Here is a 26,255-nt window from a genome sequence, read left to right as displayed (position 1 = left end):
TGCCGCGGCCCTTCCCGCCCGGTAACAAGACTTACTTACAAAGAATCGAGCCGACAATATATGCCTTTTACTCTTGGTCAACGCTGGATCAGCGACACGGAAAGCGAATTAGGACTGGGCACCGTCGTGGCGCTGGACGCGCGCATGATTACCCTGCTTTTCCCCGCCACCGGTGAAAACCGCCTCTATGCCAGAAACGATTCGCCGATCACCCGCGTGATGTTCAACCCGGGCGATACCGTCAGCAGCCACGAGGGGTGGCAGTTGCAGGTGGAAGAGGTGAAAGAGGAAAACGGTCTGTTGACCTATATCGGCACCCGCCAGGACACCCAGGAAAGCGGCGTGGCGATGCGCGAAGTCCTGCTGGACAGCAAGCTGACCTTCAGCAAACCGCAGGATCGCCTGTTCGCCGGCCAAATTGACCGCATGGACCGTTTCGCGCTGCGTTTCCGCGCGCGCAAATACCAGAGCGAGCAGTATCGCCTGCCGTTCGCCGGCCTGCGCGGCATGCGCGCCAGCCTGATCCCGCACCAGCTGCACATCGCCCATGAAGTCGGCCAACGCCATGCCCCGCGCGTGCTGCTGGCGGACGAAGTCGGCCTCGGCAAAACCATCGAAGCCGGCATGATCATCCACCAGCAGCTGCTGGCGGGCCGCGCCGAGCGCGTGCTGATCGTGGTGCCGGAAACGCTGCAGCACCAGTGGCTGGTGGAGATGATGCGCCGCTTCAACCTCTACTTCTCGCTGTTTGACGACAGCCGCTACGCCGAAGCCAAGCTCGACAGCAGCAACCCGTTCGAAACCGAACAGCTGGTGATCTGCTCGCTGGACTTCGTGCGCCGCAACAAGCAGCGCCTGGAAGAGCTGGCGGACGCCCAGTGGGATCTGCTGGTGGTCGACGAAGCGCACCACCTGGCCTGGAGCGAAGAAGCACCGAGCCGCGAATATCAGGTGATCGAACAGCTGGCCGAGCATATCCCTGGCGTGCTGCTGTTGACCGCCACCCCGGAGCAACTGGGCCAACAGAGCCACTTCGCGCGCCTGCGCCTGCTCGATCCGAACCGTTTCCACGACTACGGCGAGTTCGTCGCCGAGCAGCAGAAATACCGCCCGGTGGCCGACGCCGTCACCCTGCTGCTGAGCGGTGAGCGCCTGGCCGATGACAAGCTGAATCTGCTGGGCGAGCTGATCGACGAGCAGGACATCGAACCGTTGCTCAAAGCCGCCAACAGCGAAGGTGACAACGCCGAGCAGGCGCGTCAGGAGCTGGTTTCCATGCTGATGGATCGCCACGGCACCAGCCGCGTGCTGTTCCGCAACACCCGTAACGGCGTGAAGGGCTTCCCGCACCGCAACCTGCATCAGATCAAGCTGCCGTTGCCGACCCAGTACCAGACCGCGATCAAAGTCTCCGGCATTATGGGCGCCAAGAAGTCCGTCGAAGCGCGCGCGCGTGACATGCTGTACCCGGAGCAGATCTATCAGGAATTCGAGGGCGAAAATGCCACCTGGTGGAACTTCGACCCGCGCGTCGAGTGGCTGCTGGACTACCTGCTGGCCAACCGCAACGAAAAAGTGCTGGTGATCTGCGCCAAGGCCGACACCGCGCTGCAGCTGGAGCAGGTACTGCGCGAGCGTGAAGCGATCCGCGCCGCGGTGTTCCACGAAGGGCTGTCGATCATCGAGCGCGACCGCGCCGCCGCCTACTTCGCCTCCGAAGAGGAAGGCGCGCAGGTGCTGCTGTGTTCCGAGATCGGCTCCGAAGGCCGCAACTTCCAGTTCGCCAGCCAGCTGGTGATGTTCGATCTGCCGTTCAACCCGGATCTGCTGGAGCAGCGTATCGGCCGTTTGGACCGTATCGGCCAGATGCACGATATCCAAATCATGGTGCCTTACCTGGAGCATACCGCGCAGGCGGTGCTGGGCCGTTGGTTCCACGAGGGGCTGGACGCCTTCGAACACACCTGCCCGACCGGCCGCACCATCTACGACAGCTGCTACGAGCAGTTGATCGGCTATCTGGCCGCGCCGACCGAGCAGGAAGGCCTGGACGAATTCATCCACGCCTGCCGCCAGCAGCATGACCAGTTGAAAGCGCAGCTGGAACAGGGCCGCGACCGCCTGCTGGAGATGCACTCCAACGGCGGCGACAAAGCCCAGGCGCTGGCCGCCGCCATCGCCGAGCAGGATAACGACGTCAACCTGGTGGGCTTCGCGCTCAACCTGTTCGACATCGTCGGCATCAATCAGGAAGACCGCAGCGACAGCCTGATCGTGCTGACGCCGTCTGACCATATGCTGGTGCCGGACTTCCCGGGCCTGCCGCAGGACGGCTGCACCGTCACCTTCGACCGCGATCAGGCGCTGTCGCGCGAAGACGCGCAGTTCGTCAGCTGGGAGCACCCGATCATCCGCAACGGCCTGGATCTGATCCTGTCCGGCGACACCGGCAGCTGCGCGGTGTCCCTGTTGAAAAACAAAGCGTTGCCGGTCGGCACCCTGCTGGTTGAGCTGGTCTATGTCGTGGAGGCCCAGGCGCCGAAACACCTGCAGCTGACGCGCTTCCTGCCGCCGACGCCGATCCGCATGCTGATGGACCGCAAGGGCACCAACCTGGCGGCGCAGGTCGAGTTCGAAAGCTTCAACCGCCAGCTAAACGCGGTCAATCGCCACACCTCCAGCAAGCTGGTCAACGCCGTGCAGCAAGACGTGCACGCCATGCTGCAACAGGCGGAAAGCCTGGTGGAAGCGCAAGCGCGCACGCTTATCGAACAGGCGAAGCAAGAGGCGGACGACAAGCTGAGCGCCGAGCTGGCGCGTCTGGAAGCGCTGAAGGCGGTCAACCCAAACATCCGCGACGACGAAGTCGAAGCGCTGGAGTTCAACCGCCGTCAGGTGCTGGCCAACCTCAATGAAGCCGGCTGGCGCCTGGACGCCATTCGTCTGGTGGTGGTCACTCACCAGTAACCGGCGCGACGCGGGGAGGCAGCTGCCTCCCCGTTCGGCCCTTTTCGCGGAGCCAAGATGGAACCCTACAATCCCCCGCAGGACCCGCTGCACATCCTGTATCAGGATGAACACATCATGGTGGTCAACAAGCCCAGCGGCTTGCTGTCGGTGCCCGGCCGCGCGCCGGAAAATAAAGACAGCCTGATGACCCGCATTCAGGCCGATCACCCGGCCGCCGAATCGGTGCACCGGCTGGACATGGCCACCAGCGGGGTGATCGTGGTGGCGCTCAACAAGGCCGCCGAGCGTGAGCTGAAGCGTCAGTTTCGCGAACGCGAACCAAAGAAATCCTATATCGCCCGCGTTTGGAGGCATATGGCGCATGACGAAGGGTTGGTGGACTTGCCGCTGATCTGCGACTGGCCGAACCGGCCGCTGCAAAAGGTGTGTTTTGACACCGGTAAAGCGGCGCAAACGGAGTATCGGGTGCTGTCACGCGACGCCGACGGCAGCACCCGCGTGATGCTGACGCCGATCACCGGCCGCTCGCACCAACTGCGGGTGCACATGCTGGCGCTGGGGCACCCGATCCTCGGCGACGGTTTCTACGCCCCGCCGGAGGCCAAGGCAATGGCGCCGCGGCTGCAGCTGCATGCGCAAGAGCTGCGCATCACCCACCCCGCCTTCCAGACGCCGATGCACTTTCGCGCCGAGCCGGATTTCTGAATCGCCTGTTAAACGGGCCCAGCATGCCGGGCCCCTGGGTACTCCCCCCGAAATACTTACGCTCTTTCCCCTAAATAATTGGGGTTGCATCGCGGCGGCAAGCCTGCAAATCCCCGGGAGCATAGGTAACTATGTGACCGGGGTGAGCAGGTACAGCCAATAAAGAGGCAGCGCCAAGTATGACGGGGAAGGTTATTTGAAGCCTTTCTCGCGTTTGATCAGGTCGTACGCCGCCTGAATCTCCTGCGCTTTCTGCTTGGCCATTTCCATCATCTGCGGCGGCAAGCCTTTCGCCACCAGCTTATCCGGATGGTGTTCGCTCATCAGCTTACGGTAGGCGCGTTTGATGGTGGCGGCATCGTCGCTGCTGCGCACGCCGAGCACCTTGCACGCGTCGTCGAGCGTCGGGCCGCGCTGAGCCTGCTGATAACCGCTCTGCGAATAGCCGCCCTGCTGACCGCCGCCGAACTGGCGCCCGCCCTCCATCATGCTGAGGAACTGGTCGAACTGCGCGCGCGAAATGCCCAGCTCTTCGGCGATGACGTACAGCACCTGGCGTTCGTTCGGGTGCAGCGAGCCGTCGGCGAACGCCGCCTGAATCTGAATTTCCAGAAACATCCGAATCAGATCGAAGCGGCCAAAACAGATGCTGCGGAACTGCTGCAGCGTCTCACGCAGCGGGAACTGGCTCTGTTTGCCCTCGCGAAACGCCTGCTGCGCCGCGGTGCGCGCTTCGCCGTGCAGCTGCAGACGATCCATGAACAGGCTGGCGATCTGGATATCCGCCTCGGTAACGCGTCCTTTGGATTTGGTCAGGTGGCCCATCACCTGAAAAGTGGTGCGGAAAAACAGCGTTTGCCGCGTTTGCTGGTCGGTGAAGAACCCCCGGCTGCGCTTGTTGCTGCGCGCCGTATCGATCATATGACCGATAATCAGCCCCAGAACTACACCCCAGAATCCCGCGCCAGACCAGATGGCGACGATGACGCCGAGCAGTTTTCCCCAATACTGCATATACTCCTCAATTATCATGCCGAAAGCCGCCATCCCCCTTCGCTTCAGGAAAGGGTGCAGGCGATTTTTCCTAGAATTTGGATTATCATACCTGTCATTTATCTTTGCGCCTAACGACGACGCAAGTAAACGGCTGGATTTAGCACTAGCGCAACGCAGATGAGTAATATAGTCTCTGACCGTTTGCCGGACATGACGCCTCTGATGACGGAACACCAAAACCGCGTATGAAAAAAAGTTTCCCAACACTGCTGGCCACGATGATTTGGACGGCACTCTACAGTCAGCATGCGCTGGCTGATCTGGCCGAGCAATGCATGCTTGGCGTTCCCGTTTACGACAAGCCTTTGGTCAGCGGCGATCCGAACAGCCAACCGGTGACCATCAATGCCGATGACTCGCGCGCCGACTACCCGAAAAGCGCGCTTTTCAGCGGCAACGTGCATGTCGAGCAGGGCAACAGCACCCTGACCGCCAAAGAAGTTGAGCTGAACCAGACGCAAAACCCGGGCCAGGCGGAGCCGGTGCGCACCGTCACCGCCACCGGCGACGTGCATTACAGCGACAATCAGATCAAACTGAAAGGCCCGAAGGCCTGGTCGAACCTGAACACCAAAGATACCGACGTCTATGAAGGCGACTACCAGATGGTAGGCCGTCAGGGGCGCGGCGACGCCGACAAAATGAAAATGCGCGGCGCCAATCGTTACACCATTCTGGAAAACGGCACCTTTACCTCCTGTCTGCCGGGCGACGACAGCTGGAGCGTGGTCGGCTCTGAAGTGATCCACGATCGCGAAGAGCAGGTGGCGGAAGTGTGGAACGCCCGCTTCCGCATCGGCGGCGTGCCGGTGTTCTACAGCCCGTACCTGCAGCTGCCGGTCGGCGACAAGCGCCGTTCCGGCTTCCTGATCCCGAACGCCAAGTACGGCAGCAACAACGGCTTCGAGTTCATGCTGCCGTACTACTGGAACATCGCGCCGAACTACGACGCCACCATCACACCGCACTATATGTCCAAGCGCGGCCTGCAGTGGCAGACCGAGTTCCGTTATATGGTGCAGCCGGGCCTCGGCCTGATGGAGTTCGACTGGCTGCCGGACGACAAGGAATACGGCAAAGACCATGACGACAGCAAACGCTGGTTGTTCTACTGGAACCACAACGGCGTCATGGATCAGGTGTGGCGCTTCAACGTCGACTACACCAAGGTCAGCGACTCTAAATACTTCACCGACCTGGATTCCAAGTACGGCTCCACCACCGACGGCTACGCCACGCAGAAATTCAGCCTCGGCTATGCCAACGAGAACTGGAACGCCACGCTGAGCTCCAAACAGTTCCAGATCTATGACGATACCGATCGTTCACAGTCGGACTCGTATAAAGTCCAGCCACAGCTGGATCTGAACTACTACAAGAACGACCTCGGCCCATTCGACTTCCATATCTACGGCCAGGCGGCCAAGTTCACCAGCGTCAACCCGTACAGCCCGGACGCCACCCGTCTGCATATGGAGCCGACGCTCAACCTGCCGCTCACCAACGGCTGGGCCAGCCTGAACACCGAAGCCAAGGTGATGGCGACCCATTACCAGCAGGATATTCCTGACGGTTTCGCCGCCAACTATCAGAGCCGCAAAGGCGCCGCTGCACCGGAGCTTGATGATTCGGTCAACCGCGTATTGCCGCAGTTCAAGGTCGACGGCAAGCTGGTGTTCGAACGCCCGATGATCTGGGCCGAAGGTGCCACCCAGACGCTGGAGCCGCGCGTGCAGTACCTGTACGTGCCGTACCGCGACCAGAGCAACATCTACACCTACGACACCACGCTGCTGCAGACCGACTACTCCGGCCTGTTCCGCGACCGCACCTACAGCGGCCTGGATCGCATCGCTTCGCAGAACCGTGTCTCTACCGGTTTGACCACACGCATTTATGATGACGCGCTGGTTGAACGTTTTAACGCTTCCGTGGGTCAAATCTACTACTTCAGCCGTTCGCGCACCGGCGACCAGGTAACCGGGTACGACAACAACGACGATACCGGCAGCGTGGCCTGGGCCGGCGATACCTATTGGAAAATCGACGATCGTTGGGGCCTGCGCGGCGGCCTGCAGTACGACACCCGCCTGAACAGCGTCTCGCTGGGCAACGGCGTGGTGGAATACCGCCAGGATGCCGAGCGCGTGGTGCAGTTGAACTACCGTTACGCCACGCCGGAATATATCCAGACGGCGTTGAACACCAAAACGGTTCCGGCCTTCCAGGACGGCATCTCGCAGGTGGGCATCACCGGCAGCTGGCCGATCGCCGATCGTTGGGCGGTGGTCGGGGCGTATTATTACGACACCCGCGCCAAACAATCCGCCGATCAGCTGGTGGGGCTGAAGTACAACACCTGCTGCTGGGCAGTGACCCTGGGCTATGAGCGCAAGATCACCGACTGGAACAAGGGCAACAATACCAGCGTTTACGACAACAGAGTTTCGTTCAACGTCGAACTGCGCGGCCTGAGCAGCGATCATAGTCTCGGCTCTGCAGAAATGCTGCGCTCCGGCATTCTGCCGTATCAGCGCGCATTCTGACGCTTTGCAACACTTTGAAAACGAGAACTTTCACCCGCATTTGCGGATTACATAATGGGAAATGTATGAAGAACTGGAGAACGCTTATTCTCGGATTGGTGGTTTGCGCCAATGCCGCGTTCGCAGCACCCCAAGAAGTGGATAAAGTCGCCGCCGTCGTGGATAACGGCGTGGTACTCGAAAGCGACGTCAACGGTCTGTTGCAGTCAGTGAAGCTCAACGCCCAGCAGGCCGGCCAACAGCTGCCGGACGACAAGACGCTGCGCCATCAGATCATCGAACGCCTGATCATGGATAACATCCAGCTGCAGATGGCCAAGAAAATGGGCATCACCGTGTCCGACGCCGATCTGGACAAGGCGATCGCCAATATCGCCGCACAAAACAAGATGAGCGTCGATCAGCTGCGCAGCCGTCTGTCGTACGAAGGGTTGAACTACAACACCTACCGTTCGCAGATCCGCAAAGAGATGCTGATCTCCGAAGTGCGTAACAACGAAGTGCGCCGCCGCGTCACCATCCTGCCGCAGGAAGTGGACGCGCTGGCCAAACAGGTGGGCGCGCAGAACGGCAGCGACACCGAAATGAACATCAGCCACATCCTGATCCCGCTGCCGGAGAACCCGTCGCAGCAGCAGGTCGACAAAGCCGAAGAGCTGGCCAAACGCCTGGTGGGTGAGATCAACAGCGGCGCCGACTTCGGCAAGCTGGCGATCACCTACTCCGCCGATTCTCAGGCGCTGAAAGGCGGCAACATGGGCTGGGGCAAGCTGCAAGAGATCCCGACCCTGTTCGCGGAACGTCTGGTGAGCGCCAAGAAAGGCGACGTCGTCGGCCCGATCCGTTCCGGCGTCGGCTTCCACATCCTGAAAGTGAACGACATTCGCGGCGCCAGCCAGTCGGTGTCGGTCACCGAAGTGCACGCCCGTCACATCCTGCTGAAACCTTCGGTGGTGCTGACCGACGATCAGGCGCGCGTCAAGCTGCAATCCGTTGCGGAAGCGATCAAGAGCGGCCGCGCCAAGTTTGCCGACGAAGCCAAACAGCTGTCGCAGGATCCGGGTTCCGCCATGCAGGGCGGCGATCTGGGCTGGGCTTCCCCGGACATCTACGATCCGGCCTTCCGCGATGCCTTGCTGAAGCTGAGCAAGGGTGAAATCAGCGCGCCGGTCCACTCTTCCTTCGGTTGGCACCTGATTCAGCTGCTGGATACCCGTCAGGTGGATAAGACCGACGCCGCGCAGAAAGATCGCGCTTACCGCATGCTGTTCAACCGTAAGTTCGCCGAAGAGGCGCAGACCTGGATGCAGGAACAGCGCGCCCAGGCTTACGTGAAGATCCTCGATGGCAGCGATGCACAGCAATAAACGCGTCGTCATTACCCCCGGCGAACCCGCCGGGGTAGGGCCGGATTTGGTGGCAGCGCTGGCGCAACAGGATTGGCCTGTTGAGCTGGTGGTGTGTGCCGATCCGGCCCTGCTGCTTGAACGCGCCAAACGTTTGGGCCTACCGCTGACGCTGCGCGACTACCAGCCGCAGCAACCGGCCGAAGCGCAACGCGCCGGCACGCTGACCGTGCTGCCGGTCTCGCTCGCTCACCCGGTCACCGCCGGGGAGCTGAACGTCGGCAACAGCGCCTACGTGGTGGAAACCCTGGCGCGCGCCTGCGACGGCTGCCTGAACGGCGAATTCGCGGCGCTGATCACCGGCCCGGTGAACAAGGGCGTGATCAACGACGCCGGCGTGCCGTTTATCGGCCATACCGAATTCTTTGCCGATCGCAGCCGCTGCGATCGCGTGGTGATGATGCTCGCGACCGAAGAGCTGCGCGTGGCGCTGGCGACCACCCACCTGCCGCTGCTGGCGGTGCCGGGCGCCATCACGCAACAGAGCCTGTTCGAAGTCATCCGCATCCTCGACCACGATCTGAAAACCAAATTTGGCATCGCCCAGCCGCACATTTACGTTTGCGGTCTGAATCCCCACGCCGGGGAAGGCGGCCATATGGGGCACGAAGAGATAGACACCATCATCCCGGCGCTCGACGCGCTGCGCGCTGAGGGCATCCATCTTGTCGGCCCGCTGCCGGCGGACACCCTGTTCCAGCCCAAATATCTGCAAGATGCCGATGCGGTGCTGGCGATGTATCACGATCAGGGGCTGCCGGTGCTAAAATACCAAGGGTTCGGCCGCGCGGTGAATATCACCCTCGGTTTGCCTTTCATACGCACCTCGGTCGACCACGGTACCGCTCTGGAACTGGCCGGCACCGGCACCGCCGATGTCGGCAGTTTCCAAACGGCCCTGAATCTCGCCATTAAAATGATAATTAATTGTAATGAATAACAGAGTCCACCAAGGGCACTTTGCCCGCAAACGCTTTGGACAAAACTTTTTAACCGATCAGTTTGTCATCGATAGCATTGTCTCCGCCATTCACCCGCAGCCGGGCGAAGCGGTGGTCGAGATCGGCCCCGGCCTCGGCGCCCTGACCGAGCCGGTCGGCGCACGCATGGACCGCATGACGGTGATCGAACTGGACCGCGATCTGGCCACCCGGCTGGAGAACCACCCGCGGCTGAAAGACAAGCTGACCATCCACCAGCAGGACGCCATGACGGTGAATTTCGCCGAACTGGCCGAGGAAGCTGGCCAACCGCTGCGCGTATTTGGTAACCTGCCGTACAATATTTCGACGCCGCTGATGTTCCACCTTTTCAGCTATACTCAGGCAATCCGCGACATGCACTTTATGTTGCAAAAAGAGGTGGTCAACCGTCTGGTGGCCGGCCCGAACAGCAAGGCCTACGGGCGTTTGACCGTGATGGCGCAGTACTACTGCAACGTCATTCCGGTGCTGGAAGTGCCGCCGACCGCGTTCGCGCCGCCGCCGAAGGTCGATTCCGCCGTGGTGCGCCTGGTGCCGCACAGCGTGCTGCCGAACCCGGTGGGCGACGTGCGCATGCTGAGCCGCATCACTACGCAAGCGTTCAACCAGCGGCGGAAAACCATCCGCAACAGCCTGGGCGATCTGTTCACGCCGGAGCAGCTGACGGAGCTGGGCGTCGATCCTTCGCTCAGAGCAGAGAATATTTCTGTGGCGCAGTACTGCAAGCTGGCGAACTGGCTGTCAGCCAATCCGACGCCGCAGCAATAAGGAGTTGTTGTCATGATTGATTCGCCCCGCGTGTGTATTCAGGTTCAGAGCATCTATGTGGAATCACAGTCGATCCCTGAAGAAGAGCGTTACGTCTTCGCCTATACCATCACCATCCGCAATCTGGGGCGGAGCGACGTGCAACTGCTGGGCCGTTACTGGCTGATCACCAACAGCAACGGCCGCCAAACCGAAGTTCAGGGCGAAGGCGTGATCGGCGAACAGCCCATCATTCCGCCCGGCGGAGAGTTTCAGTACACCAGCGGCGCCATTCTGGAAACGCCGCTGGGCACCATGGAAGGCCATTACGAAATGGTGGACCATCAGGGTCAACCATTCCGCACCGCTATTCCCGTGTTTCGCTTAGCCATTCCAACGCTGATCCATTAATTATGTCGACATACCTTATCGGCGACGTTCACGGTTGTTACGATGAACTGAAGTCGCTGCTGGCTCAGGCTGCTTTCGATCCCAAGCGCGATCGGCTGTGGCTGACCGGCGATCTGGTGGCGCGCGGCCCCGCCTCGCTGGACGTGCTGCGCTTCGTGCGCTCGCTCGGCCCGGCGGTGCGCATGGTGCTGGGCAACCACGATCTGCACCTGCTGGCGGTCTACGCCGGCATTAGCCGCAACAAGCCCAAAGATCGCATCACCCCGCTGCTGGAGGCGCCGGACGCCGACGAGCTGATCAACTGGCTGCGTCGTCAACCGGTGCTGCAGGTGGACGATGAGCAAAAGCTGGTGATGGCGCACGCCGGCATCACCCCGCAGTGGGATATCGACACCGCGAAAATGTGCGCGCGCGAAGTGGAAGCGGTATTGAGCAGCGACAGCTACCCGCTGTTTCTCGACGCCATGTACGGCGACATGCCGAACAACTGGGCGCCGGAGCTGAGCGGCCTGGCGCGCCTGCGTTTCAGCACCAATGCGTTCACGCGCATGCGCTACTGCTTCCCCAACGGCCAGCTCGACATGATCTGCAAAGATGCGCCGGGCACCGCGCCGGCGCCGCTGAAGCCGTGGTTCGAGCTGCCGCGCCTGGTGGATCCGGAATACACCATCGTCTTCGGCCACTGGGCCTCGCTGGAAGGCAAGGGCACGCCGGAAGGCGTGATCGGGCTGGATACCGGCTGCTGCTGGGGCGGCGACTTGACGATGCTGCGCTGGGAAGACCGCCGTTACTTCACGCAGCCCGCCAATCGCGGCGAGGCGCCTGACCACGCCGGCAGACTGGCCGCATCCTGAAATCATAAAGGCGGCCCCAGGCCGCCTTGGTTCCCTTTACCGCCTTACGCCCCAATCACCCCGCCATCTTCGCGCGTGATCATCAATACCGATGAACGCGGGCGCGGGCTGTTGTTCGGGAAGTGCGAATCGCCCTCTTCTCCCGGATGCTGTACGTTGACGAACATCGTCTTGTAGTCCGGAGTGAAAGTGATACCGGTCAGTTCGCAGGACTTCGGCCCCACCATGAAACGGCGAATTTCGCCGCTGACCGGATCGCCCACCAGCATCTGGTTGTTGCCCTGCCCGACGTAATCCCCCTTGTTGCTGTACTTGCCGTCGGTGAGGATCCACAGGCGGCCGGCGCGATCGAAGCCCAACCCGTCCGGGCTGTTGAACGTGTTGTCCGCCGTGATGTTCGGCGTGCCGCGGTTGACGCCTTCCGGGTGGGCAATCGGGTTGCCACACAGCGCATACATGTCCCAGGCAAAGGTGCCGGCAGTGGCGTCGCCGCCTTCGTCCCAGCGAATGATCTGGCCATAGATATTGTTCGGCCGCGGGTTGGCGGCGTTCAGCGGCATCCCTTCCTCACCGCGTTTGCTGTTGTTGGTCAGCGTGCAGTAAGCGCGGCCGTCATGCGGGTTCACCGCGATCCACTCCGGACGATCCATTTTGGTGGCCCCGACCTGCTGCGCCGCCTTGCGGGCGAAGATCAGCACTTCGGCCTCATCGCGGAAGCCGTTCTCCGGCGTCAGGCCGTTCTTGCCGAACTCGAGCGCAATCCAGCGCCCTTTGCCCTTCAGCGGCGTGCCGGCGTCGTCGCCGTCGAACTGCGCCACGTACAGCGTTCCCTCGTCCAGCAGCGTGCGATTGTTGGCCGGGTTGGCGGCGTCGACCACGCCTTTGGAGACGTACTTATAGATATGCTCGCCGCGCTCGTCGTCACCCATGTACACCACCAAACGGCCATCTTTGGCCACGGTCACCGCCGCGTTCTCGTGCTTGAAGCGGCCCAGCGCGGTGTGCTTGATGGGCGTCGAGGTCGGATTCAGCGGATCGATTTCCACGATCCAGCCGTGGCGGTTGAATTCGTTAGGGTTCTTCGCCACGTCGAAGCGCTCGTCATAGTCCGGCCAGTTACGCTCCGGCTCGCTGACCTTCAGCGTGTAGCGCTTCTGTTCCGGCGTGGTTGGGTAATCGGCCTGGCGGGTGCCGAAGTAGGTATCGAAGTTTTCTTCGCAGGTCAGATAGGTGCCCCACGGCGTCTTGCCGTTGGCGCAGTTGCCGAAGGTGCCCAGCACCTTGCGCCCGCTCGGATCGGCGGCTGTCTGCAACAGCGGATGCCCGGCGGCCGGGCCGCTGAACTGCATGTCGGTGTTGGCGGTGATGCGGCGGTTATAGCGCGACGGGCGCTCCACTTCCCACCGCTGGCCGTCGCCGACGCGCTTTACCGCCACGATGGAAACGCCGTGCGCCGCCTGCGATTTACGCACCTCTTCCAGACTGGTGGCCTTGGTGCCGCCGTGAGCGAACAGGTACTGCTCGTTGACGTATTCGTTATTGATGGCCATCACGCCGTGGCGATCGTCGATCGGGAAGAAGCTCATGCCGTCGTTATTGTCGCCGAACTGTTTTTCCTGATCGGCGGCGCTGTTGTTGCCCTGCGGATCGAAGGCCGGCGCGCCGTCCACCAGCGGCTCCCCCCAAGAGATCAGCACCTCCGCACGGTAGCCCGGCGCAATGGTCACCTCGTCGGCGGTAGAGGCGGCGATGCCCTGAAAGCCCAGCAGTTTGTTTGGCGGCAGATCCTCGGCCAACGCCTCGGCGGAGACCGACCAGATGCCGCCGCCGAGAAAGCCGGCCAGGCCGACGGCACCGGCGCTGCCGAGCAGCAGTTTGCGGCGAGTGGGATCGATCAGGCGGTCGGCGTCTAATTGCTCAATTTGCTTGGTCATAGCGTGGTTACCTTTTTAGTTATGGCGCCGCGGTCAAGATTCACCAGAGTTGCCGAGGCGCTCGGAGTTGGGCTTCATACTAATCAGGTAATGTGACGGAAAGGTTACGAACGACGGGCGCAAAAAGGCCGGGGGCGCAATTGCTTGCGCCCCCGGGGAGAGTTGGCTAACGCGCTGAAATCAGCGGCGCTGCAGGATCTCGAAGCAGTAGCTGTGCGAGTTCAGATCGTCGGCGTCATGGAACTCGCTGAAAGTGGTTTCCCACTCGTCCGGTTCGTAATCCGGGAAGTGGGTATCGCCGCCGACCTCGGCGTCGATGTGCGTCAGGTACAGGCGATCGGCGCGCGGCAGCAGCTGGGTATAGATGCGCCCACCGCCGATCACCATCACTTCTTCCACGTCGCCGGCGGCGGCCAGCGCTTCATCCATCGAGGTCACCCAGGTCACCCCGGCTTCGCTGCCCGGACGGCTGCTCAAAACGATATTGTGGCGGCCCGGCAGCGGGCGGCCGATGGACTCGAAGGTCTTGCGGCCCATAATAACCGGCTTATTCAACGTGTTGCGTTTAAACCACGCAAGGTCCGCCGGCAGGTGCCACGGCATGGCGTTTTCCATGCCAATAACGCGATCCGCCGCCAAGGCAGCGATCAGGCTGATAATCATTGTTTAACCCTGTGTAGGCAGCAAAATTGGTGACACTATACGTAAAGGCCTGAGTGCCGTCGATAGGCTAATCAAGCAAGATGAATATATAAGATAGCTCTTATCAGTATATCTAATAACCAACGATCTCCGGCCGGGAAATTTCACACGCCGGGGCGTTTGCGGTACAGCCATAGGCCCGGTAACGACAGGCCGATCGACAACGCGCCGACGATGAAACTGGCCTTGAGAAAGTTGGTGATCATGGTCTCCATCAGGGCTTCGCTGTAGCCCAGATGTGAGATCTCTACCACAGTTATCATCGCGGTATAGGCGGAAATGCCGGGGAACATCGGGATCACCGCCGCCACGGTGAACACCTTCGGGTGCGCCAGCAGCCAGCGCGACCAGTAGATACCGATGATACCGATCAGGATCGCCGCCAGCAGCGAGGCCCACTCGATGTTCATACCGCCGTGCATCATCAGCATGCGCGAACCGCGCCCGATGGCCCCAAGCAGCGCGCAATAACGCAGCGCGCGCAGCGGCACGTTGAACACCATGGCGAAGCCCAGCGCCGGCACCGCCGCCAACAGCATCTCCTGCAACAATGCCCACAGCAGACTCATGACCACCCCCGCAGATCCCACAACGACATCGCCATCACCACCCCGATGCAGGTCGCCAGCGTCAGCAGGCTGGCCATCGCCCAGCGCGCCAGCCCGGTATTGACGTGCCCCTTGAACATGTCGGCCACCGCGTTGATCAGCGGGAAGCCCGGCACCAGCAACAGCACGCTGGCGGCCATCGCCACGCTCGAGGTGTCTTTAAACGCCGGCAGGCGCAGCAGCAGCCCGGAGATCGACGTAGCGACAAACGCCGTCAGGCAAAAATTGATCAGCGGATTCATCTGGCGGGCGGTGAGAATTTGGCGCACCAGCATCGCAGCGCCGCTGGCGATAAAGGTCACCAGGAAAGCATCGCCGCCGCCGCCGTTGAGCATGCTGAAGCACCCGCAGGACAACCCCACCATCAGCACCACCAGCCAGCGCGGGTAGCGTAACGGTCGGATCCTGTCAAAGCGGCGCGCCACGTCGTGCGCATCCGCCAGGTGGTGCTCGGCGAGGATCACGATATGCTGCACTTCGGTCACCACCTGCATATTGATGCCGCGATCGACGTTCTTGCGGGTGGTGGTCAGGCAGGCGCCGTGGCTGAGCGTGGTCAACACCACCGCATTGGCGGAGATCGAGCTTTCCACGCTGTCCATCCCCAGCGCCAGCCCCAGGCGGGTCGACAGCTGTTCCACCACCGTGCTCTCGGCGCCGTGCTGCAACAGCAGCAGCGCGCATTGAATGCACAGGCGGGTAATTTCACGCTGTTGCCGGTGCGGCTCCGGCCTCTCTGTGGCGGTAGTCTGCTGCATGGTGCTCCATCGCTGGCGGTAGATGAATAATTATCATAGAGCCTAACAATACCTCATTGGGTTGATGCGCATCAGAGGAAGCGGCGTTATTATCGCCAGAACTCTGTCTTTTGCGCGAGACGCTCCCATGCTTGAAACTTCGCTGTTCGTCGCCGGCATCGCCGCCCTCGGCATGCTCTCCCCCGGCCCGGATTTTTTCCTGGTGATCAAAAACGCCGCCCGCTATCCGCGGCTGGCCGCCATGATGACCGCCTTCGGCGTGATCTGCGGCGTCGCCACCCACATGTCCTACTGCGTCGCCGGGCTGGCGGTGGTGATCACCACCACGCCGTGGTTGTTTAACCTGCTGAAATACGCCGGGGCGGTGTATCTGGTGTGGATCGGCATCCAGGCGCTGCTGTCGCGCGGCGGCGGCAAGATGAACGTCAGCAATCTGCCGCAGCAGCAGGTCAGCCTGAAGAGCGCCTTTGCGCAAGGCTACCTGTGCAACCTGCTGAACCCGAAAGCCACCCTGTTCTTCCTGGCGGTATTTACCCAGGTGCTGCAGATCGATTCCGGCCTGGGCGACAAACTGTGGTACGCGGGGATTATTCTCGGCCTGTCGGTCATCTGGTGGCCGCTGCTGGTGTTCCTGATCCAGAGCGGGCCGGTGCGCCGCGGGCTGGAAAAAACTCAGAAGATCGTCGACAAGCTGCTGGGCGGTATGCTGATCGCCTTGGGCATCAAGGTCGCGCTGAGCTAAGCAAAAAAAGGGGCGCCATCACGGCGCCCCTACTCTTATCCTTTGGCTTCCACCACGTCGTCCTCCGGCGCCTTGCCGTCGATACTGCCGCGCCAGCCGGTCTGCTGCACCCGTGCCAGCCGATTCTGATCCTGCTCGATGGCCGCGCTGAGCATCTCCTTGGCCCGCTGCAGGCTGGCGATGCGGAACTCGGTGTCCTGATAATTCTCCAGCGTATCTTCCAGCATCTTCAGGTTATAGCGGCGGAACGTGTCCGCCTTCTCGCGCGCCTCATAGGCGTCCAGCCCCAGCAGTTCCAGCGTTTCACGGCCGATGCGCAGCGAGCTTTCAAAGGTTTCGCGCTCCGGTTTTTCCACCCCCAGCTGCCGCAGCTGATACCAGTGATCGACGTCGCGCGCTCGCGCCACCACCTTCAGATGCGGAAAGTGCTGCCTGGCCAGTTCGGTTAACGCCAGGCTGTCTTCCACGTCGTCGATGGCGTTGATCAGCACCTTGGCGTGGGCGGCGCCGGCGGCTTCCAGCAAATCGGCACGCGTGGCGTCGCCGTAGAACACCTTGGTGTCGAATTTGCGCAGCGTCTCGATATGGTCCGGATCGTGATCCAGTACCACGGTGTGCACGCCGTTGGCCAACAGCAAACGGCCGGCGATCTGGCCGAAACGGCCAAAGCCGGCGATGATCACGCTGGCATTCTCGTCATCAATGACGTCAGCCGGGCGCTCCTCTTTCGGCGCATTTTTCTCCAGCTGCGCGGCGATCACCAGCAGCAGCGGCGTGGCCGCCATCGACAGTGCCACCGCCAGCGTCAGCGACTTGGCCCATTCGACCGGCAGGACGCCGGCCAGCTGCGCGGCGCTGAAGATCACGAAGGCGAATTCACTGCCCTGCCCCAGCAGAATGGCAAACAGGCCGCGCTGGCGCTTCGGCACGCCGAGCAGCGGCCCAATCAGCCACAGCAGCGCCGCCTTGATCAGCATAAAGCCCAGCAGCAGCGAGGCGATCAGCAGCGGATGATGGAACAGCGTGCCGAAGTCGATCGACATGCCAACGCCGATAAAAAACAGACCCAGCAGCAGTCCCTTGAACGGCTGAATATCGCTCTCCAGCGCGTGGCGGTATTCCGAGCTCGCCAGCAGCACCCCGGCGAGGAACGCCCCCATCGCCATCGACAGCCCGGCCATCTCCAGCAGGATGCCGAAACCGAACACCAGGAACAGCGCCACGGCGCTGAACACTTCGCGCATGCCCGAACGGGCGACGAAGTGCAGCAGCGGGCGGGTGACGTAGCGGCCGAGCAACACCACTATCGTCAACGCGCCCACCACCTTGGCCGCCGACAGCACGAAAGCGCCCAGCGTGGTGGTCGCGCCGCTGCTGGCCAGCAGCGGGATCATCGCCACCAGCGGGATCGCCGCGATATCCTGGAACAGCAGCACCGCAAATGCGCTGCGGCCGATCGGCGACGGCGTCAGATTGCGTTCACTCATCGCCTGCATGGCGATGGCGGTGGATGAGAGCGCCAGCGTCAGACCTATCAGCAGCGCCACCTTCCAGTTAAGGCCAAGGAAATAACAGAAGGCGCTCAGCGCCAGGCCGCAGCCCACCATCTGAATGCTGCCGCCGCCGAACACCGAGGCGCGCAGCGTCCACAGCCGCTTGGGATCCAACTCCAGGCCGATGATAAACAGCATCAGCACCACGCCGATCTCGGCGAAGGTCAGAATCGACTCGGCGTCCGACACCAGCTTCAGCCCCCAGGGGCCGATAATGCAGCCGGCGATCAGGTAGCCGAGCACCGACCCCAGCCCCAGTCGCACCGCGATCGGCACGAACAGCGCCGCGGAACCGAGGTAGATCAGCCCCTCGATCATCATGTGGTGGTTATCCATGGCTGGCCTCCCGAGTTTCCGCTTTGGCATGTTCCATCAGGTAGTCGACCAACCGTTGACGATAGGCTTCGCCGGCGGCGAGCAGCGCCGGTTCGTTGCAGGTAAAGGTGTTGTGCAGGGCGAAATAAGGCTGCCAGTTCATGCCGCAGTAAATCGCCGTGGCCTGCAGCGGCTGCGCCAGCGCGGCGAAGTTGGGAAAGTCGCCCAGCTCGAAGTGGTGCTCGTCGCCGCCGCTGGTCACCGCCCACAGACAGTCTTTACCCACCAGCGCGTTGCCGTCGTGGCCGTAGGCCCAGCCGTGCTCCAGCACTTTGTCGATCCACAGCTTCAACAGCGGCGGGAAGCTGTACCACTGCATCGGATGCTGCAGCACCACCAGGTCGGCGCGCTCCAGCGCCCGCTGCTCGACGTTGATGTCGATATTAAAATCGGGGTACAGCTCATACAGCGAGCGCACCTCTACCTCGGGAAGATCCCTCACCGCCTGCAGCAGGCGCTGATTGGCATGCGAATGCCGGGGATACGGGTGAGCATAAATTATCAGAATCATTGTTATCGTCGTTCCTTCGTTCCTTGCCAATACACCAAGCATATACCAATCACACAGGGTGACAGTTTGCCCACTGATTGATAGCGGAAATTTTTAACGCCTGCCGACAAATTCGCTGAATAAAAAAGGGCGCTGCATCTGCAGCGCCCCTGGCCTAGCGTTATCGCACGGTTACTTGCCGATGCGCGCGTGCATTTCCTGCACCGACGTGACCTGCTCGGTCGGATCCGCTTTCAGCGCCATCGCGGTGGCGAAGCCGCCGTTCAACGTGGTGTCGTAGTGCACCTTGTACTGCAGGGCGCTGCGGCGAATCAGCTTGGAGTCCTCAATCGCCTGACGACCGGCCGTGGTGTTGACGATGTAGGTGTACTCGCCATTCTTGATACGGTCCTGGATGTGCGGACGCCCTTCGTGCACCTTGTTGACCAGGCGCGGGTTGATGCCCGCTTCGCCCAGCACCACCGCGGTGCCGTGGGTGGCGTCCAGCTCGAAGCCTTGCTTCAGCAGGCTGGCGGCCAAATCGACCACGCGAGCCTTGTCGCCTTCACGCACCGACAGCAACGCGCGGCCCTGTTTCTTCATGCCCGAGTTGCTGCCCAGCATCGCTTTGGAGAAAGCCTCCGCGAAGGTGCGGCCCACGCCCATCACTTCCCCGGTAGAGCGCATTTCCGGCCCCAGAATCGGGTCGACGCCCGGGAATTTGTTGAACGGCAGCACCACTTCTTTCACCGAGTAGTACGGCGGGATAATTTCTTCGGTCACGCCCTGCTCGACCAGCGTTTTGCCCGCCATTACGCGCGCGGCCACTTTAGCCAGCGGCACGCCGGTCGCTTTGGACACGAACGGCACGGTGCGCGCGGCGCGCGGGTTCACTTCAATCAGGTAGACTTCGTTGTCTTTCACCGCGAACTGCACGTTCATCAGGCCGCGCACCTGCAGCTCGAACGCCAGTTTTTCCACCTGGCGACGCATCACGTCCTGAATTTCCTGGCTCAGGGTGTATGCCGGCAGCGAACACGCGGAGTCGCCGGAGTGCACGCCCGCTTGCTCGATGTGCTCCATGATGCCGCCAATCAGCACGCGCTCGCCGTCGCAGATGGCGTCGACGTCCACTTCCACCGCGTCGTCCAGGAAGCGGTCCAGCAATACCGGCGCATCGTTGGACACGCTGACCGCAGTCTGGAAGTAACGGCGCAGATCGATTTCGTCATACACGATTTCCATCGCTCGGCCGCCCAGCACGTAGGAAGGGCGCACCACCAGCGGATAGCCGATGCCCGCCGCCTTCTCCACCGCCTGCTCGATGGCAGTGACGGTGGCGTTGGCCGGCTGCTTCAGGCCCAGACGGTTAACCGCCTGCTGGAAGCGCTCGCGGTCTTCGGCGCGGTCGATGGCGTCCGGGCTGGTGCCGATGATCGGCACGCCCGCGGCTTCCAGCTCGCGCGCCAGCTTCAGCGGGGTCTGGCCGCCGTACTGCACGATCACGCCCTTCGGCTTCTCGATGCGCACGATCTCCAGCACGTCTTCCAGCGTTACCGGCTCGAAGTACAAACGGTCGGAGGTGTCGTAGTCGGTGGAAACGGTTTCCGGGTTGCAGTTGACCATGATGGTCTCGTAGCCGTCTTCGCGCAGCGCCAGCGAGGCGTGCACGCAGCAGTAGTCGAACTCGATGCCCTGGCCGATACGGTTCGGCCCGCCGCCCAACACCATCACTTTCGGCCGGTCGTTGGTCGGGTTGGACTCGCACTCTTCTTCATAGGTGGAGTACATGTAGGCGGTGTCGGTGGCGAATTCCGCCGCGCAGGTATCCACACGCTTGTACACCGGATGCAGGCCGTGGCTGTGGCGCAGCTTGCGAATTTCGCTCTCGGCGACGCCGGCCAGCTTGGCCAGACGCGCATCGGCGAAGCCCTTGCGCTTCAGGGTGCGCAGGAACGCTTTGTCCAGGCCGTTGATGCCCGCTTCGGCCACCTGCTCTTCCAGGCGCACCAGTTCTTCAATCTGCACCAGGAACCAGCGGTCGACGTTGGTCAGGTTAAAGACGCCGTCAACCGACAGCCCGGCGCGGAAGGCGTCGGCGATATACCAGATGCGGTCAGAGCCGGCGTCTTTCAGCTCGCGGCGGATCTTGGTCAGCGCTTCCGGATCGTCCAGGCTCACTTTCGGATCGAAGCCGGTGGCGCCCACTTCCAGACCGCGCAGCGCTTTTTGCAGCGACTCCTGCTGGGTGCGGCCGATGGCCATCACTTCGCCGACCGACTTCATCTGGGTGGTCAGGCGGTCGTTGGCACCGGCGAACTTCTCGAAGTTGAAGCGCGGGATCTTGGTCACGACGTAGTCGATGGACGGTTCGAACGATGCCGGGGTGCGGCCGCCGGTGATGTCGTTCATCAGCTCATCGAGGGTGTAACCCACCGCCAGCTTGGCGGCGATCTTGGCGATAGGGAAACCGGTGGCTTTCGACGCCAGCGCCGAAGAGCGCGACACGCGCGGGTTCATTTCGATAACGATCAGGCGGCCGGTTTTCGGGTTGACCGAGAACTGCACGTTGGAGCCGCCGGTTTCGACGCCGATCTCACGCAGCACCGCCATCGAGGCGTTGCGCATGATTTGGTATTCCTTGTCGGTCAGGGTCTGCGCCGGTGCGACGGTGATCGAGTCGCCGGTGTGGATGCCCATGGCGTCGAAGTTTTCGATGGAGCAGACGATGATGCAGTTGTCGTTCTTATCGCGCACCACCTCCATCTCGTACTCTTTCCAACCGATCAGCGATTCGTCGATCAGCAGTTCTTTGGTCGGTGACAGGTCGAGGCCACGTTCGCAGATCTCTTCGAACTCTTCGCGGTTGTAGGCGATGCCGCCGCCGGTGCCGCCCATGGTAAAGGAAGGGCGGATGATGCACGGGAAGCCGACGTCAGCGGCTACCGCCAGCGCTTCTTCCATGGTATGCGCGATGCCGGAACGCGCGGTGTCCAGACCGATTTTCTTCATCGCCACGTCGAAACGGCGACGGTCTTCGGCCTTGTCGATCGCATCGGCGGTCGCGCCGATCATGGTAACGCCGAACTCGGCCAGTACGCCCTGACGTTCCAGCTCCAGCGCGCAGTTCAGCGCCGTCTGGCCGCCCATGGTCGGCAGCACCGCATCCGGACGCTCTTTTTCGATGATCTTGCGCACCACTTCCCAGTGGATCGGCTCGATATAGGTCGCATCAGCCATTTCCGGGTCGGTCATGATGGTCGCCGGGTTGGAGTTGACCAGAATGACGCGGTAACCCTCTTCGCGCAGCGCTTTACACGCCTGGGCACCCGAGTAGTCGAACTCACACGCCTGGCCGATAACGATCGGGCCAGCGCCGAGGATCAGGATGCTTTTTATGTCTGTACGTTTTGGCATTTTTTACTGCTCCTGATTATTTGGCGTTAGAACGGTAAGTCTCAATCAGTTCGATGAAGTGATCGAACAGCGGCGCGGCATCGTGCGGGCCTGGGCTGGCTTCCGGGTGACCCTGGAAGCTGAACGCTGCTTTGTCGGTGCGGTGAATGCCCTGCACCGTGTGGTCGAACAGCGATTTGTGCGTGACGCGCAGGTTCGCCGGCAGGTTGTTTTCATCGACGGCGAAGCCGTGGTTCTGCGCGGTGATCATCACGGTGTTGTTGTCCAGATCCTTCACCGGGTGGTTGCCGCCGTGGTGGCCGAGTTTCATCTTCATGGTTTTCGCCCCGCTGGCCAGCGCCAGCAGCTGGTGGCCCAGGCAGATGCCGAACACCGGAATGTCGGTTTCCAGGAACTGTTTGATGGCGGCGATGGCGTAGTCGCAAGGCTCCGGGTCGCCCGGGCCGTTGGATAGGAAGATGCCGTCCGGATTCATTTTCAGCACCTCGTCGGCCGGGGTCTGCGCCGGCACCACGGTCAGGCGGCAGCCGCGATCCACCAGCATGCGCAGGATGTTGCGCTTGGCGCCGTAGTCGTAAGCCACCACGTGGAACGGCAGTTCCGCGGCGGTCTTGGCTTCAGGCAGGTCGCCTTCAAGCGTCCAGCTGCCTTGCTGCCAGCTGTAGGCCTCTTGGGTGGTGACCTCTTTCGCCAGATCCATGCCCTTCAACCCCGGGAAACCTTGCGCCTTGGCCAGGGCCAGCGCGGCGTCCGGCGAGTCGGCGGCGATGATGCAGCCGTTCTGGGCGCCCTTCTCGCGCAGCAGGCGGGTTAATTTACGGGTATCGATATCGGCGATTGCCACGATGTTGTGACGCTTGAGGTAGTCGGACAGGCTTTCTTCGTTGCGGTAGTTGCTGGCGATCAGCGGGAGGTCACGAATGACGAGGCCTTGGGCGTGTACTGCGGAGGATTCTTCGTCGGAAGCATTGGTGCCGACATTGCCGATATGAGGATAAGTAAGAGTAACGATCTGGCGGGAATAGGAAGGATCAGTGAGGATTTCTTGATAACCGGTCATCGACGTATTGAAGACCACTTCCCCCACTGCCGTTCCCTCTGCCCCGATGGCCCGACCGTGGAATTGGGTTCCGTCTTCCAGAACCAATAGCGCTGACTTTATCAAAACATCCTCCGAGGAATAATCAATCACAATATTTGCATATTAATTCAGATGTCGCGATCTAAATCAATGCAAAAACCGTCCGCGAGGCCAATTTTTGGCAAATTGGGCGCATTTTAATGATGAGTGCCTGGCTTGTCTACCCAAACTGCCGTTTTTTGTTTTATTTTTGCAGTTCTCGGCGCTCATGCGGCTTGAGCGGCGATAAAAACACAGAAAACCAGGGCTGGAAAACGGTTGCGGGGAAGAATGACGGGAAACGGTGCTGGAATGGGCTCAAAAAGACGCTGAAATGAGATTCTGCGGATAAAAATGGGATGATTAGCAAGATAAACGACAACAAACAGCAATCAAAGCAGCAAAGCATAGCCAACGCTTTATTTTTCATGTTAAAAAAAAGGACAATAAAATTATTGTCCGATTATCATAGCATTATGACCAATACAACCACATCACGATGGTATGCAAATAAATTATAATTGGTCCAAATTCAACACATCACGCATATCAAACAGACCTTTATCCCGGTTATGCAACCAGGCGGCCGCGCGCACCGCGCCGCTGGCAAAAGTCATCCGGCTGGAGGCCTTATGGGTGATTTCCACCCGTTCACCGATGTCGGCGAACATCGCGGTGTGCTCGCCGACGATATCGCCGGCGCGAATGGTGGCAAAGCCGATGCTTTTCGGATCGCGTTCGCCGGTATGGCCTTCGCGCGCATAGACCGCGCAGCTTTTCAGGTCGCGCCCCAGCGCGCCGGCGATCGCTTCGCCCATGGCCAACGCCGTGCCCGACGGCGCATCCACTTTGTGGCGGTGGTGCGCCTCAACGATTTCGATATCGGTATAGTCGCCCATCACCTGCGCGGCCTTCTCCAGCAATTTCAGTACCAGGTTGACGCCGACGCTGAAGTTGGCGGCGAACACGATGCCGATATGCTGCGCCGCATCGCGGATCGCCTGTTTGCCGGCGTCATCGAAGCCGGTAGTGCCAATCACCATCGCCTTGTGGTGCGCCACGCAAAAATCCAGGTAGCCCCGGGTGCTTTCCGGGCGGGTAAAGTCGATCAAAATATCGAACTCGCTCGCCACTTTCTCCAGGCTGTCGCTCACTTTGATACCCAGCGCGCCGATGCCCGCCAGTTCACCGGCGTCGACGCCGACCAGGCTGGAGCCCGGACGCGACAGCGCCGCCCCCAACACCACGCCTTCCGCCTGCTGCACCGCCTGGATCAACTGACGGCCCATCCGGCCGCCGGCGCCCGCAATCGCAATGCGGATTTGTGAATCACTCATGCTTGCTCTCTTCTTGATTTGACGCCTATCCCATTAGGCTATCGATTCAGGGTAACCGCCCCGCTTCAGCGTCGCCAGAGGATTCATTTCATAATTAGAAAATTATGATATTCCTCCGTTCTCATCAGCGGCGCTGTCGTGAGATTAACATTCAACCGATTTGGCGGCCTGCGACGATTGTACATAATCATGCAGTTTCCATCGCAAAAAAATGCAGAAAAAAGGCGCCGAAAACGGCGCCTGAGGAAGGAAGAACGGCGAGGTCAGGCGGTAATGGCGGCCACTTCGTTGGCGATCGCCGTCAGCGCGTCGTGGCGGGCATAGTCCTCACGTACCAGCGCCGCGCGTTGCCGATAGATCGGCTGTTGCAGAATGCGCGTCGCCGCCGCCAGGATCTGTTCGGCGGTCGGCGTGCTGGTGTGCAGGCTGATGCCGCAGCCGGCGGCCACCACGCGCGCGGCCGCCTCCAGCTTGTCCTCGCCGGTGCCGGCGACGATCAGCGGCACACCGCTGTCCAGCGCATAGTTGATCGAGCCGTAACCGCCGTTGGTGATCAGCAGCGCCGCCTCCGGCAGCCAGCGTTCGAAGGAGATAAACTTCCGCACTCTGGCATTGCCTGGCAGTGCGTCCATCAGCCCTTCCGTCCCCCGCCCGCCGGTGGTGGCCAGCACCCGCACCGGCAAATGCGCCAGCGCTTGCAGCGTCGGCACGATCAGCTGATGCAAATCGACATTGGCCAACGTGCCCTGAGACACGATCACCAATGGCCGACGATCGTCCGCCTCCCACAGCGTCTCTTCCGCCGCCGGCTGGCCGCCGCTGCGCAGCGGGCCGACGAAGCGCACGCCGCTCGGCAGATCGTCACGCTCATATTCCAGCGCCGTGGTGGCCAATTGCAGGAAACGCTCGCAGCCGCCGATCAACGCATCGGTAAACGGACGATTCAGCGCCCGCCCGCCCGCCTGCACCAGCGCCGCATCGAAGCTCTGCTGTACTTCATCAAGCAGCACGCGCGTTTCTTCATCCACCAGCTGCTCACGGGTCAACGCCTGCGGCAGCAGCGCCGGCGGAATACGCGGGCCATAAAAAATAGCATCGCGTGAAGAATACGACAGCGGCGTGACGCCGATACCGAAGACCGGCGGCCGCTCGGCGGACTGCAGCAGCGGCAGCACGCCGTAGAAGCAGTTCTCCACCATCAGCAGATCGGTCTTTTCGGCGGCGATGGCCGTACGCAGCTGCCGATCCAGCAACGGGATCGGTGCGGCGAAGAAATCCTTCAGCGCCAGCGCCATCTGCGCATTGCCCGGCGGCAGCGCGGCGCGCGCCGGAAAGTGCTCTTCCAGGTGGCGATAATCGAAATCCACCTGCGCGTCGAACGGCACGAAGTTCGCGCCCGCCGCCTCGGCGCGTTCGCGAAACAGCGCGCCGGTCATCACCCGCACCTGATGCCCTTGGGCAATCAGGTGGCGAGCGATAGCCAACATCGGGTAGACGTGCCCCGGAGTGGCGACCGCCGCCATCAGTATCCTTGCCATAAT

At 61.5% G+C, this 26,255-nt stretch carries 20 protein-coding genes; 9 read left to right on the top strand and 11 right to left on the bottom strand.

Annotated elements, in window-relative coordinates; translation table 11 throughout:
* The first annotated feature begins 60 nt into the window (after positions 1 to 60).
* Together rapA and rluA are read left to right on the top strand one after the other, a co-directional pair.
* Positions 61 to 2,967, top strand: a complete 2,907-nt coding sequence (gene rapA, locus ACUTSC_RS15775) for an RNA polymerase-associated protein RapA (RefSeq protein WP_197766994.1) — start codon at positions 61 to 63, stop codon at positions 2,965 to 2,967.
* Positions 2,968 to 3,024: 57 nt separating this feature from the next.
* On the top strand, positions 3,025 to 3,675 hold the full coding sequence (gene rluA / locus ACUTSC_RS15770; protein ID WP_197766995.1) for a bifunctional tRNA pseudouridine(32) synthase/23S rRNA pseudouridine(746) synthase RluA: 651 nt from the start codon (positions 3,025 to 3,027) through the stop codon (positions 3,673 to 3,675).
* Positions 3,676 to 3,867: 192 nt separating this feature from the next.
* Here rluA and djlA read toward each other — a convergent pair whose 3' ends face one another.
* Positions 3,868 to 4,689, bottom strand: coding sequence for a co-chaperone DjlA (gene djlA / locus ACUTSC_RS15765; protein WP_197766996.1), 822 nt, complete (start codon positions 4,687 to 4,689; stop codon positions 3,868 to 3,870).
* Positions 4,690 to 4,916: 227 nt separating this feature from the next.
* Here djlA and lptD point away from each other — a divergent pair, with 227 nt between their 5' ends.
* The 6 genes from lptD (at position 4,917) to apaH (ending at position 11,678) form a co-directional block, all read left to right on the top strand.
* On the top strand, positions 4,917 to 7,277 hold the full coding sequence (lptD, locus tag ACUTSC_RS15760) for an LPS assembly protein LptD (protein ID WP_445653431.1): 2,361 nt from the start codon (positions 4,917 to 4,919) through the stop codon (positions 7,275 to 7,277).
* A gap of 65 nt (positions 7,278 to 7,342) precedes the next feature.
* Positions 7,343 to 8,644: a peptidylprolyl isomerase SurA gene (gene surA / locus ACUTSC_RS15755; RefSeq protein WP_197766998.1), complete on the top strand. Its 1,302-nt coding sequence runs from the start codon at positions 7,343 to 7,345 to the stop codon at positions 8,642 to 8,644.
* Positions 8,631 to 9,623 (top strand): 4-hydroxythreonine-4-phosphate dehydrogenase PdxA, encoded by a 993-nt coding sequence (pdxA, locus tag ACUTSC_RS15750; RefSeq protein ID WP_197767156.1) that lies wholly within the window; start codon positions 8,631 to 8,633, stop codon positions 9,621 to 9,623. Before surA ends, pdxA begins: the two co-directional genes overlap by 14 nt.
* Positions 9,616 to 10,434 carry a 16S rRNA (adenine(1518)-N(6)/adenine(1519)-N(6))-dimethyltransferase RsmA gene (gene rsmA, locus ACUTSC_RS15745; RefSeq protein WP_060422426.1) on the top strand — a complete coding sequence of 273 codons (819 nt, stop codon included), beginning with the start codon at positions 9,616 to 9,618 and terminating at the stop codon, positions 10,432 to 10,434. Before pdxA ends, rsmA begins: the two co-directional genes overlap by 8 nt.
* 12 nt (positions 10,435 to 10,446) lie before the next feature.
* Entirely contained in the window at positions 10,447 to 10,824 is a 378-nt protein-coding gene (apaG, locus tag ACUTSC_RS15740) for a Co2+/Mg2+ efflux protein ApaG (RefSeq protein ID WP_197766999.1), read from the top strand.
* 2 nt (positions 10,825 to 10,826) lie between these two features.
* Positions 10,827 to 11,678, top strand: a complete 852-nt coding sequence (gene apaH, locus ACUTSC_RS15735) for a bis(5'-nucleosyl)-tetraphosphatase (symmetrical) ApaH (RefSeq protein ID WP_197767000.1) — start codon at positions 10,827 to 10,829, stop codon at positions 11,676 to 11,678.
* 44 nt (positions 11,679 to 11,722) lie between these two features.
* Here the strand turns inward: apaH and ACUTSC_RS15730 are convergent, their stop codons facing one another.
* The 4 genes from ACUTSC_RS15730 to ACUTSC_RS15715 all read right to left on the bottom strand — a co-directional run bounded on the left by ACUTSC_RS15730 (position 11,723) and on the right by ACUTSC_RS15715 (position 15,680).
* Positions 11,723 to 13,612: a PhoX family protein gene (locus ACUTSC_RS15730; RefSeq protein WP_100396041.1), complete on the bottom strand. Its 1,890-nt coding sequence runs from the start codon at positions 13,610 to 13,612 to the stop codon at positions 11,723 to 11,725.
* A gap of 180 nt (positions 13,613 to 13,792) precedes the next feature.
* Positions 13,793 to 14,275, bottom strand: coding sequence for a type 3 dihydrofolate reductase (gene folA / locus ACUTSC_RS15725; protein ID WP_038873402.1), 483 nt, complete (start codon positions 14,273 to 14,275; stop codon positions 13,793 to 13,795).
* Between the two features lie 143 nt (positions 14,276 to 14,418).
* The gene (locus tag ACUTSC_RS15720) at positions 14,419 to 14,883 is read right to left on the bottom strand and encodes a threonine/serine exporter (protein WP_033637072.1); all 465 of its coding nucleotides are present in this window, start codon (positions 14,881 to 14,883) and stop codon (positions 14,419 to 14,421) included.
* Complete coding sequence (locus ACUTSC_RS15715; RefSeq protein WP_197767001.1) at positions 14,880 to 15,680, bottom strand: threonine/serine exporter family protein; 801 nt, start codon at positions 15,678 to 15,680, stop codon at positions 14,880 to 14,882. Before ACUTSC_RS15715 ends, ACUTSC_RS15720 begins: the two co-directional genes overlap by 4 nt.
* Positions 15,681 to 15,807: 127 nt before the next feature.
* Between ACUTSC_RS15715 and ACUTSC_RS15710 the strand changes: the two genes are divergently transcribed.
* Positions 15,808 to 16,422 carry a LysE family translocator gene (locus ACUTSC_RS15710; RefSeq protein ID WP_015376619.1) on the top strand — a complete coding sequence of 205 codons (615 nt, stop codon included), beginning with the start codon at positions 15,808 to 15,810 and terminating at the stop codon, positions 16,420 to 16,422.
* A 35-nt stretch (positions 16,423 to 16,457) separates the two neighbouring features.
* Here the strand turns inward: ACUTSC_RS15710 and kefC are convergent, their stop codons facing one another.
* From kefC to ACUTSC_RS15680, 6 genes are all read right to left on the bottom strand, one after another.
* Positions 16,458 to 18,311, bottom strand: coding sequence for a glutathione-regulated potassium-efflux system protein KefC (kefC, locus tag ACUTSC_RS15705; protein ID WP_197773598.1), 1,854 nt, complete (start codon positions 18,309 to 18,311; stop codon positions 16,458 to 16,460).
* Entirely contained in the window at positions 18,304 to 18,861 is a 558-nt protein-coding gene (gene kefF, locus ACUTSC_RS15700) for a glutathione-regulated potassium-efflux system oxidoreductase KefF (protein ID WP_197767003.1), read from the bottom strand. The genes kefC and kefF overlap by 8 nt, the downstream gene beginning before the upstream one ends.
* A 171-nt stretch (positions 18,862 to 19,032) precedes the next feature.
* Positions 19,033 to 22,257, bottom strand: a complete 3,225-nt coding sequence (gene carB, locus ACUTSC_RS15695; protein WP_197767004.1) for a carbamoyl-phosphate synthase large subunit — start codon at positions 22,255 to 22,257, stop codon at positions 19,033 to 19,035.
* Positions 22,258 to 22,273: 16 nt separating this feature from the next.
* Complete coding sequence (gene carA / locus ACUTSC_RS15690) at positions 22,274 to 23,422, bottom strand: glutamine-hydrolyzing carbamoyl-phosphate synthase small subunit (RefSeq protein ID WP_048232622.1); 1,149 nt, start codon at positions 23,420 to 23,422, stop codon at positions 22,274 to 22,276.
* A gap of 470 nt (positions 23,423 to 23,892) precedes the next feature.
* Positions 23,893 to 24,714 carry a 4-hydroxy-tetrahydrodipicolinate reductase gene (gene dapB, locus ACUTSC_RS15685; protein ID WP_197767005.1) on the bottom strand — a complete coding sequence of 274 codons (822 nt, stop codon included), beginning with the start codon at positions 24,712 to 24,714 and terminating at the stop codon, positions 23,893 to 23,895.
* Between the two features lie 263 nt (positions 24,715 to 24,977).
* Positions 24,978 to 26,237, bottom strand: a complete 1,260-nt coding sequence (locus ACUTSC_RS15680) for a nucleotide disphospho-sugar-binding domain-containing protein (protein ID WP_197767157.1) — start codon at positions 26,235 to 26,237, stop codon at positions 24,978 to 24,980.
* Positions 26,238 to 26,255: the final 18 nt, after the last annotated feature.

Source organism: Serratia sp. TSA_105.2 (assembly GCF_052692115.1).
Note: the sequence above shows the minus strand (reverse complement) of the source record. Positions and strands in the feature narration are given on the sequence as shown.